Here is a 9970-nt window from a genome sequence, read left to right as displayed (position 1 = left end):
GAAAGTGATACCATCGCGCATCCTCCCTGAATCGCACGTCGGCAAGCCTCTGGGAATCCCTAAATGGACTCTTTCGTTCCGGTCAATCCACTAGAATACCCCCAGCACCGTCATTCTCTCCAGCGGCAGCAATGCCCGCAGCAACTGACGCTTGGAGATTGGCATTCCCACGCACGCCAGTTAGAGCATCTGCGCGCTGCACAATCTTGAGCAACTCTCTGGTGCTCTCGTCGTATTCGATGCCAAGAATGGCTACTTTCGAGATTGCCAGCCCGCGAGAGCTCTTCCACTGGTAAGCGGCCTCAACTGCATCCGACAGAGACGAGGCAAAGCCCACTGAGTCTTGTTGGATCTTGGTGATCCGGTTCCCTTTGGCCGCGTCATTTGTGTACAAGCTGAAAGCAGCAGCAAGTGAGCCCACGACCTCTGAGAATAACTGGTTTGCGGCTGCGTTCCCCCGATCGGTGAAGTCAAAATAATCTTGACCTTGCAAATATGTTGCCGGAACAAAATTCTTTGCGAAAACAATAGGATCAACGATAACTAAACTGTATGATCCTCGCGTAGTAGCGCCGACTTGAGCATTGAGATACGAATCATCCCAGTATATTTCGGACTGAGTTCCGAATTTATTATTAGATAGTTCTTTCAAGCTAACAAACAGGGCTAACTGTTGAGCATTTGGACGTCCGCCCAATTTAAACCGCTCCCACGACTGATTCACGAGTGATGTAATGACTTTGTCACCGGCGAATATCGACTTCGAGTCCAGATCGTCGGAATTCCAAATGTAACCACCGGGTTCGGCGGCAAAACCTGTGAGCTCTCCGTCTTGAAATAGAAGAAGTCCGTAGCCCTCTGGCACTACGATCTTTGAACCATTCGTAACTATCGACTGAGAGGCGCTGATATTGGAACCTCGTCCAGCATTTGTGCCATTTTTGACTGCCGGGAAGAGCGCAGCCGTTGGTTCAATGTTTGCCGGAACGGTCAGAAAATCTTTCCACTGATCCGCCAGAGAGCCTCCAAGCGCTCCGATTGCAGCCTTTATAAGTCCCACGCTCCATCTCCACTTGAACTGAATCGGCGAATGTATTGAGGTATGCCAGTAGTGGAGAGCAAGGGGAGGGTCACGTCTTTTTGGAGAATCAATGCCCTTTTCCGCTTGCTTTCACGGAACACACTTCTGGTCGTATGGCTACCTCAACCCCGCTCCCAGAGCCTTGACTGCTGATGGCACCGGCAACGCCATGGCAGTTTGCACCTGACCGGCCCGTTCGCTGATGGCGGATACCAGCTTGGCACGGTCATTGGTGTAAACTGCGACCGAATCCTTCGCGCGGGATATGCCAACATAGAACGACTTTTGGTCGATCAGGTTGGTGGCCTTGCTGTCGGCATGGATCATGACGTGATCGGCTGTGCGGCCTTGGGCGGCAAAGGCGGTTTCGACATACGCATGGGCAATGTGCTGGTCGCGGGCAGCATCAAGGCTGAGCGTCTGGGTCTGGCCGCGCGGGTTTCGAACCTCCGCCGTGCGGGTCTGCTGGTCAATCGCGGTCACTTCGCCGCGCGCGCCATTGATGCGCCCCGCCTCGCGGTCATTGCGGGTGAACCGGATGCTGTCGCCGGTTCTGAGTTCGAGCGATTGCGGCGAGAATGTCTTGCTGTTGCCCGCCCCCCATTGCCGCAAGCGCCAATCCACCTCGCGGCCCTGTTCTGATTTGAGGGTGATGGCGGCTTTTGCCGGGTCAATGCTCTCGACGCGGTAGGCCTCCCCGCGCGCAACGCCCTTGTCGGCATAGTCGCGGGTGAACCGCACAACATCTCCCTTGTCGTAACTCAATGGGTCTCTGGCCTCGGCTCGGGTCAACCCCTTGTTGGCAAGGCTTTGCATGGCCACGCTGGGTCCTGTCAGCGCGCCGGATTTGGTAAGCGCGGCCCGAATGTCGGCGGTCAGCGTGTCACGCCCTTCGCGCGATGGCTCAATGACAAGGGTTCTGGCGCGGCTGGCCTTGTCCAGCTTGGCATATTGTTCGGCGATAGCTGCAAAGCGTGTCGAGCGGTCGGCATTCTCGATGATCTGGCCTCCGCCCCGGTCCAGCGCGGCAAGGGCCTTTCGAGCGTCCCCTTCGATAGATGCCAGCACGGCGTCCTTGGTTGCCGTATTGGTCTGCCGCACGATCTCACCCAGCTTCGCGGTTTCCATTCCCGCGCCCTGCAATTGCGCAAAGGCCGCGCCTGCCTCGACCGATCCAAGCTGCTTCACGTCGCCCACAAGAATGACGCGGGCGTTATGCTTCTCCGCCAGGTCGAACAGTCTGGCCGTATCGCGCGCCGACAACAGTGACGCCTCGTCTACAATCCATGCAGCGGGTTGGCCCTGACTTGGACGCTCGGGTGATAGCAGATACCGTGCGACGGTATCGCTGCGCGCGCCCAGCGCCTCGCCCAGCACCATCGCCGCTGATGCGGTCGGTGCGAGTGCCACGACAGGGACGCCCCGCGCCTCTGCTTCTCGGGCAAAGGTCGCCAGAACGGTGGTGGTCTTGGCTGTGCCAGCGTAGCCTTGCAACGCGGTGATGCGGTTGCGGCTGGTCAAAAGCTGCTCGGTGGCGGTGCGCTGGTCGGTATTCCAGCCAAAGCCGCTCCGCTCGGCCTTCGCCGATGCACTGGCGACAGCCTTGGCAGCGGCCAATGGCGATGCGATGGCCGATAGCGCGCCGCGCCCTTCCGCCTCGATCCGCAATAACTTGGCCTCGGTCTCGACATTGGCGCGAGTGGCGAATCCGGCAAATTCCGCGCCTCGCCGGTCGATGTGGGTGCGGTCGATCAGTTCGCCCTGCTTTGTCGCCGCCGCAATGGCCTCCCCGATCTGAGCATAGCTGACTTTGCCAAGCCCTACGCGCCCAGCCTCCTCGTGCAAGGCGGCAACAGAAAACACCGATTGCCGTTCGCCCAACTTGTCGGCGGCATGTGCAACGGCGCGGCTTGCGGCGCTGTCTCCCTGCAATTCCATGGTTGCGCGATGGTCTCTGCTCTCGGCCATAGCCTCGGCCTCGTTGACCATTGCCAGCCTCGCCTCCGAGGCGAATCCAGCTTTGCTCGCGGTATCACGCCATTCCGCTACAAGAGCCGCAGGATCGGCGGCAACCTTGGCTTGCCGGGTATCGAGAGCGGCAACTTGCTTTTCGGCGGCGGTGGCATCGTCGCGGGAGGTGCCGCGTTCGGTAAGTGCGGCTTCGATCTCGGCGCTGCGGGTGCTGAACGCGGCCATGACCTCAGGGGAAACGCCCTTGATCTCGAACATAGAGCCTTTGCCCACTTCGATCTCATAGCCCAGCTCGCGCACCTTCAAGGCCAGCTCCTGCCGGTAGATCGCACCAATTTGCTTTTGCAGTTGGTAGATCGCGCGCGGTTCAAGGCTGCGCCATGTGCCGTCCTCGTGCCTAGTGGCATTGAGAATGACATTGTGGGTGTGAAGCTGCGGGTCTTGGGCGCGGCTCGTGCCGTGCTGAAAGCTGGCGACTACAAGATTGCCGGTGGCCTCACGGTTCACTGCGCCACCGTCGCGGATGCGGGTTGCGGCCATGTGCTGCTCGACATGGGCAAGCGCGGTCTTCACCGCTGCGCCATGTGCTGCAACCAATCGCCGGTCGCCCGCAACTTCGGCCATGATCGATACGGACTTGGGCGCGCTCAAGGTCACGTCCCATCCGGGGCGATGTTCCAGCTTGCCGTCGCGCGTGGTGCCAAGCTGCTGGTCGGCAACCTTGCCGTCCAGCAATTCGCGAAACTGGTCGCGGTCAACATCGCCGGACAGGCCAAGCTCCTGCGCGCCTTTGCCCTGCCATTCCGATGGGGACTCGCCACCGTCTGCATAATATTCGCCAGCGGATTCGTAATAGCTCGCAGCCTGACCTGAACTTGTCAGCGCGGAAACGGATGCGACCATCAGACCGGCCCCTCGCTGGTGGGCGATGGCTTCGGCGGCGGCACAGCCTTTGGCTCGGTGGCCGATGGCTGCTTCCAATGGGTGGCCCTGACATCGCCCGGCACAAATCCCGGCTGACGGGCGGTCCCGCGCCGCGCGATATGATCGGCGGTCAACCTGATCCGCGCCACCGGCAAGCCGTCCGGGAACAGCAGATAGCCCTCGAACTTGGGCAGCCGCAATTCGCTCTCCAATATGGCAGGCCGCATTTTGCGAATTTTGCCAAGTGTGGTTCTGGGCTTGTCGTCTCCATCTGGCAGCGCGTCGGTCATGGTCTGGATTTCGACCTCGCATTCGCCAATGGTCTGACTGGTCCAGACACGGGTTTCGCTGTCGATGGTTTGCAGGAACAGCTTGGTGTTGCAGCAGCCCAGCATGGCTTCGGCGATCTTCGGGCCATAGCGGTGCTGCATCTGGCCCAGCGCCTGAAACGTCAGAATAACCGCCGCGCCAAACTTGCGGCCTTCAGGGAGCAACCGCGCCAGATTATCGACGCGCGGCAAGTCGGCCAGCTCGTCGAGCACAAACCAGATGCGCCGGTCGGGCGATGGGGGAAGGCCCATCACTGCGCTGGCCGCGCATTCCAGCCAACAGGCGAGCAAGGGCTTTGATGCCTCGAAATAATCCTCTTTGCGCGGGACGAATATCCAAGGCTTTGCGCCGTTCCGCTTGTCCAGCTCGTGGATGAAATCTCGGAAAGCAAAGGGCGTGCCGCCGCTGCCATCAACCCGCAGAAACTGGACAAGGTCAGCGGCCTTGGCGAGCATGAACAGCACGCTGGCAGTGGCCCGGTCGGCGTCGTCGGCAAAGGTGCGCGCCGAAGAACTGCCTGCCAGCCACGTTTTCAGATCGTCCTTGGTCCGGTCCTGCAAGGCGTGGAGCAAAGCGGGCAAGGTGGCGTTGCCTTCGCGCCAGAGCGCCCGGATCATGTTGGCGACAAGGATGCGGCTGGTGTCGAGCCACACGTCGCTGTCATGTTGCCCCGTCTCGGTGATGAGCTGACGGGCGATCCGGTCGGCGTCGGCGGGGTGCGCGATCTCGGCGAAGGGCGACCAATAGGCGCACCGGGCATCAAACGGGTTCAGGATCACGTCGCCGCGTTCGGGCCGGTAGTAATGCGCGACGAACTCGCCGCTGGTGTCATAGACCAAGGCGGCTTCGCCGCGCGACGCGATCCCGTCGAGCAACTGGCGCAGCGCCGTGGTCTTGCCGCTGCCGGTCGTGCCGATCATCGCCATGTGCCGGGTTTCCAGCCTTCCCGGTATGGGCACGGTGCCAATGGTGAGCGCGCGGGCATCGGCCTCGGTGCTGGTCAGCTTCGCCAGCGCCGCCTCGCTCGTCACCAGCGTTCCGGCGATAACGCGGTCACGCAACGCGCGCTCGCGCCGCTGGGCGATGGCTCCGCGCAACAGGAACAAGCTCGCCAGCCATCCGCCAAAACCCAGCGAACTGCCCCATACCCCATAAGCAAAGACGGCGCGCGCCGCGTTGCCGTAATAGGGATGCGCAGCAACTGCGCGGGCCGGAACGGCATAGGCTTGGCCATCCTGGCTGATCGTGATTGCCGGATCGACCGCCGTGCCAGCGGCAAACCACAGTTTTGCCTCGGCGACGGCGTATGTGCCCGCTGCCTGCATCGCCTTCTGGTCCAACGTCACATAGGGCGCTGCGACCGCGCCCATGGCGATGGATGCCAGCATGATACCGGCCTGCCGCCGAAAGCGCGCGGCCTGATTGTTGCGGTTGTGGCGGCGCAAGGCATCGGCATGAGCGCGCCGGTCGTGGGACTGGTTCATTCCCGCCCCTCTTGCGCACGCCGCCTCTGGCGATCATAGGCCGCGTTGATCTCGGCGGTGACCGCCTCATCGGTCGTGCGCGCGCCCAGCGCCGCATGGCGGGCATAGCAATAGGCGGCGCAAGCGGTGAACAATGCACGGTCCAGAATCCGCTCAACATCCACCATGCGCGTGCTAACCGATGCCAGCTCAGTGACGATTTCGCGATTGCCGGTGTCGCGCACGGGCGGGTTTGCCTGCGCCGCGATCCCGGCTTTGACGCTGCGTTGGAGCATCGCATAGACGCTTACGCCCTGTCGTTGGGCCAGCGCGTTCAGCGCCTTGTCGAGCGATACGGGCAGGCGGACGGTGTGCTGAACGGGTTTCATGCCACTGCCTCCTTGAGAGTGCGCGGCGCACTCTCGAAAAACGGCGCAATTGGGCGGTCTATGATTGCGGTGATGCCCGCGCACTCTCGATGCACTCTCGAAAACTGGCGGAAATGCGCCATGCACCCGTGCGTGAGGTGTGTATCTGAATTGTTGGCTCGATGCGTAGCATCGCAGCCCCACAACTTTGCCTTTTGGTGGTTCGGTTCAAGCATGACCCAGCCCCTTCCTGCATACGGCGCAAAGCGCAGGAACGGGTTCGCCAGATTCGGGCATGACGGGAACGGCGGGCTGCATCGCTGGCACCTCCGCCCGCCTGTCGCCCAATGCCCAAGTCGCGATCAGTGCCTTGGCGGCGGGGTCGGCAACTGCCCGGTCGATCTGGTCCGGGACATGGCGAAGGGCATAGAGGTCATGCTCGCAAGCCCACGCGAAAACCGTATCCTCGATAGCCTTCTGCATCCGCTTGTGCAGCGCCTCGGCGTCGAACGGGCTGAGATGCGCCGTCACGCCGCTGGTGAGGATCAAGCCGCCCAGCGGAAACCAATGATCGTCAGCCACCTGCCACGGGCCGTCAATCCGGCATGTGGAAATATCGCCGCGATAGATAGCGATGGGCGGGCGTTGCGCCCGCCGCCACGGGATCAGGGAATTGCGGAACGTGTCGCCGTCCTCGTCATCGGCAACGATCTTGTCGAGCAACGGAACGACATAGGCCGCGGTGCGGGCGTCGATACACGCGCGGTAAGTGATCCTGCGATCACGGCGCAGCAAGTCGGCAAGCCGGTCAACGGCCTTGCGTAAAACAGGCATAGGTCATCCTTTCGTGAAACCACGATTGCGGCAGTTCATTTTTATTGGGGGAACAGGTGCAGAACGGCCCGCCCATCCATCAGGCTGGGGCCGTGCAGCGCCTGCGGGTCAGATGTCAGTTCGCGATTGCGCCAGCCGTTTGATGGATTCAGTGGTCAGCAAGGTTCGCCTGCCGATCTTGATCGCATCAAGCCTGCCGGATTTGAGCAAGCTGTAAACCGACGAACGCCCGACGCCGAGCGCCTTGGCTGTGTCATTGATTGAGATTGCCAGTAGTTCCATGTGCGTCTCCTTGGATGCCGACTCGCGACGAGAGACATGTCAGGTTGCACAGGGTTGCCAGCGGGTCGTCCAGCAATGGTAAGGCCGCAGAAATCTGCCGTTGGTTGCTGGAAACAGAAATGCGCGGCATTGGTCCGGAATGCTGATGCTGCTCTCGAAAAACAAATTGGCCGTTCAGCCTTGCCTTGCGGCGGGCAAATTTTTCAGGTGGTCGAAAATTTTCTCCGCGTAGGGTGCCAATTGGTCCCCTCGCGGCACGTCGCCAGATGCATCGGCGTTGTCGGCGAACCAATCAGCTAGCCCCTCTTTGATCATACGCATTGAGGCGGTCCGGTCATTCAGGTCCAGAGTGCCTAACCGTGGATCGCCGATCAGGGCGATGATTGCCTCGGCATAGCGGTATTTGCTGTTTCGGCACGGCCCGCCTTTACGCTTAGGCTTGGCCATAGCGAGAATTCTGTCCACGTCATCGCGGTGCAGGAAAATGTCGCCGGGAAGCGAATGGCCGGTGCGAAAGCGCATGACCAAGGCCCGGTCGGCGCTGTGTTCGGAGAACAGGAAATAGCGTAGCCTGCCGAAAAACTGCCTACGATTGAGGAACACCCGCCGTTTGCCAAAGCGGGATATGTAGTAAGCGCGTGGGCCGGAGGCCTTTTGAAGATAGCCCAGAAACTCGTCAAAATGCCGGTCCGGCGAGTGTGGCAAACCAAGTGGGGCGTCCGGGGACTTCACGCCGTACTGATAAATCTGCCGCCAGACGTGGGGAGCTGCCGATGCGGCAAGGGTGGCTAGCGTAAGAAAGGAAAAGAGGTTTGCCGATTTGGACGGGGCTGAAATCAGCAGGGCAAACAGGAATATGACAAAAAGGAAGCCGAAGGCCATGCTCACAATGAACGCTGCATTGTAGTATCGCGCGAATGGCGGTTTTGCCTGACTGATAGTCGCGGCATTGGCCTTCAAGCCGTCGTCAAGATCATCCGAAGTGAATTGCGCCAATGCCCGCCAAAGCGGCACGTTTTCGGAATCATCCCCGTCTGCGAAGACTTTCCATCCTTCACCGGGGATGCTTGTCATCTGTTTCCGCCCTCCCGCAACTCGTCGAGATAATCGCTCCACCATTGCGCCATTGCAACACGCTCGGACCAATAGGCGGACTGATTATAAATGCGCCTTATCTCACCGGACACCATGTGTGCCAATGCCCGCTCAATGGCATCGGGATTCCACTTGCCAGATTCGTTCAACAGCGATGATGCGGACGTGCGGAAGCCGTGAGCAGTCATCTGCTCCTTGGTGAAGCCCATGCGACGCAATGCGGCGGTGACCGTATTTTCAGAGATTGGCCGTGAGCGCGTTCGGACCGATGGGAAAACATATTTCCCCTTGCCGGTCAGGCCCTGCATGCTTTTCAAAATCGCGACTGCCTGAGTGGACAGCGGCACGGCATGGGGTTGCCGCATTTTCATTTTATCAGCCGGAAGCGTCCAGACGGCTTTTTCGAAGTTGACCTCGGCCCACTCCGTTTGGCGCAGCTCGCCCGGACGCTGGAACACATGAGGCGTCAGTTTGAGCGCATGCATCACCGCCGGGTCGCCGGAATAGTCCACAATAGCGCGAAGCAGTCCCCCAAATTGCGCTGGCTCTGTGATGGCAGCGAAGTGCTTGACCCTCGGCTGGATGAGCGCGCCCAAAAGCAACTGCGCCGGGTCACGTTCGGCTCTTGTCGTTGCGGCGGCATATCTGAATACGCGACTGGCAAACGAACGCATCCGCTTGGCCGTTTCAAGCCGCCCCCTGCGCTCTTGATACTTCAACTCATGCAACAACTCTGCCGGGGTGATCTCTGCGACCGGCCTGCGGCCAAATTCCGGGCCAAGCAATTTAAGCAGCCAAGTATATTTTTCGAGCGTTCGCGGGGACACGCCTTCCTGCTCCCGCTTCGCAATCAATTCCTCGGCAACGCTGGCGAAGCTGTTGCCCGCCCGCAAGGTCGCTTCAATCCGGGCCTGTCGCTTGGCAACATTTGGATCAACCGCATGGGCAAGTTGCCTGCGGGCAACGTCTCGCGCGGCGCGGGCTTCGGCAAGCGTGATCTCCGGGTAGGCCCCAAGCGCCAGTTTCCGTTCCGCGCCGTTTATGCGGTATTTAACCCGCCACAGCTTGCTGCCCCTTGGATTGACCAACAGATACAGGCCCTGCGAGTCTGCGACTTTGTAGGGCTTTTCCTTGGGTTTGGCGTTTCGGATGGCCGTATCAGTCAGCGCCATTGGGGGCCTCGATTCTGCGGGGGCCTCGCAAGGCCCCCAAATTAGGCCCCCATCTTCCGCGATTGCAGGCGGACAAGAGCAATCACTGACAGCCAGCGACTGCACTTAAACTAGCGGAAATCAGGGGTTTTTTCAACTGTTCGCACGCTTCGGCAAACAGGAAATTGGTAGCGGAGGAGGAACATATAGCGAACATATAACGTTCTGACATTGCTCGTTTTTTCCGCCCAACTCTTGGAAAGTACCCCCACCGATACCCCCAGAATCCCGAATTTGCGCCAAACCGTTACAAGGGTGCGATCGGCCGACTAATTTTCGAAAATTGGCAGCTCAACCGCCTCATTGAACGGCGGAAGTTGGGCCGGAAGCGGAAAGGCAGCTTTTATATCTTTGAGCGGATTATGCGGACAGCGACTGCTGACCGAATCGCAAGCCGGTGCATTAGAGAAT

General features: G+C 60.2%; 8 protein-coding genes. All 8 read right to left on the bottom strand.

Translation table 11 applies throughout. From position 1 onward, the window contains the following. Positions 1-82: 82 nt before the first annotated feature. The gene (locus ABIE62_RS13595) at positions 83-1060 is read right to left on the bottom strand and encodes an SPFH domain-containing protein (RefSeq protein WP_354326786.1); all 978 of its coding nucleotides are present in this window, start codon (positions 1058-1060) and stop codon (positions 83-85) included. Between the two features lie 138 nt (positions 1061-1198). Next, on the bottom strand, positions 1199-3955 hold the full coding sequence (gene mobF, locus ABIE62_RS13590; RefSeq protein WP_354326785.1) for a MobF family relaxase: 2757 nt from the start codon (positions 3953-3955) through the stop codon (positions 1199-1201). Further along, positions 3955-5790 carry a type IV secretion system DNA-binding domain-containing protein gene (locus ABIE62_RS13585; RefSeq protein ID WP_354326782.1) on the bottom strand — a complete coding sequence of 612 codons (1836 nt, stop codon included), beginning with the start codon at positions 5788-5790 and terminating at the stop codon, positions 3955-3957. Before ABIE62_RS13585 ends, mobF begins: the two co-directional genes overlap by 1 nt. Beyond that, entirely contained in the window at positions 5787-6158 is a 372-nt protein-coding gene (locus ABIE62_RS13580) for a hypothetical protein (protein ID WP_354326780.1), read from the bottom strand. The genes ABIE62_RS13585 and ABIE62_RS13580 overlap by 4 nt, the downstream gene beginning before the upstream one ends. 207 nt (positions 6159-6365) lie before the next feature. Beyond that, positions 6366-6971: a hypothetical protein gene (locus ABIE62_RS13575; RefSeq protein ID WP_354326778.1), complete on the bottom strand. Its 606-nt coding sequence runs from the start codon at positions 6969-6971 to the stop codon at positions 6366-6368. Positions 6972-7079: 108 nt separating this feature from the next. Further along, positions 7080-7253 (bottom strand): helix-turn-helix domain-containing protein, encoded by a 174-nt coding sequence (locus tag ABIE62_RS13570; protein ID WP_354326776.1) that lies wholly within the window; start codon positions 7251-7253, stop codon positions 7080-7082. A 174-nt stretch (positions 7254-7427) separates the two neighbouring features. Then, positions 7428-8327 carry a hypothetical protein gene (locus ABIE62_RS13565; RefSeq protein ID WP_354326774.1) on the bottom strand — a complete coding sequence of 300 codons (900 nt, stop codon included), beginning with the start codon at positions 8325-8327 and terminating at the stop codon, positions 7428-7430. After that, a complete protein-coding gene (locus ABIE62_RS13560) occupies positions 8324-9520 on the bottom strand; it encodes a tyrosine-type recombinase/integrase (protein ID WP_354326773.1) in 1197 nt (398 codons plus the stop codon). Before ABIE62_RS13560 ends, ABIE62_RS13565 begins: the two co-directional genes overlap by 4 nt. Between the last annotated feature and the right edge of the window lie 450 nt (positions 9521-9970).

The organism is Porphyrobacter sp. MBR-155 (assembly GCF_040547625.1).
In the GTDB taxonomy this organism is placed as follows: Bacteria; Pseudomonadota; Alphaproteobacteria; order Sphingomonadales; family Sphingomonadaceae; genus Erythrobacter.
Note: the sequence above shows the minus strand (reverse complement) of the source record. Positions and strands in the feature narration are given on the sequence as shown.

Bases quoted from the DNA above. Each gene is read 5' to 3' on its own strand.
- mobF (WP_354326785.1), bottom strand. From the start codon at position 3,955: ATGGTCGCATCCGTTTCCGCGCTGACAAGTTCAGGTCAGGCTGCGAGC.
- ABIE62_RS13585 (WP_354326782.1), bottom strand. From the start codon at position 5,790: ATGAACCAGTCCCACGACCGGCGCGCTCATGCCGATGCCTTGCGCCGC.
- ABIE62_RS13580 (WP_354326780.1), bottom strand. From the start codon at position 6,158: ATGAAACCCGTTCAGCACACCGTCCGCCTGCCCGTATCGCTCGACAAG.
- ABIE62_RS13575 (WP_354326778.1), bottom strand. From the start codon at position 6,971: ATGCCTGTTTTACGCAAGGCCGTTGACCGGCTTGCCGACTTGCTGCGC.
- ABIE62_RS13570 (WP_354326776.1), bottom strand. From the start codon at position 7,253: ATGGAACTACTGGCAATCTCAATCAATGACACAGCCAAGGCGCTCGGC.
- ABIE62_RS13565 (WP_354326774.1), bottom strand. From the start codon at position 8,327: ATGACAAGCATCCCCGGTGAAGGATGGAAAGTCTTCGCAGACGGGGAT.
- ABIE62_RS13560 (WP_354326773.1), bottom strand. From the start codon at position 9,520: ATGGCGCTGACTGATACGGCCATCCGAAACGCCAAACCCAAGGAAAAG.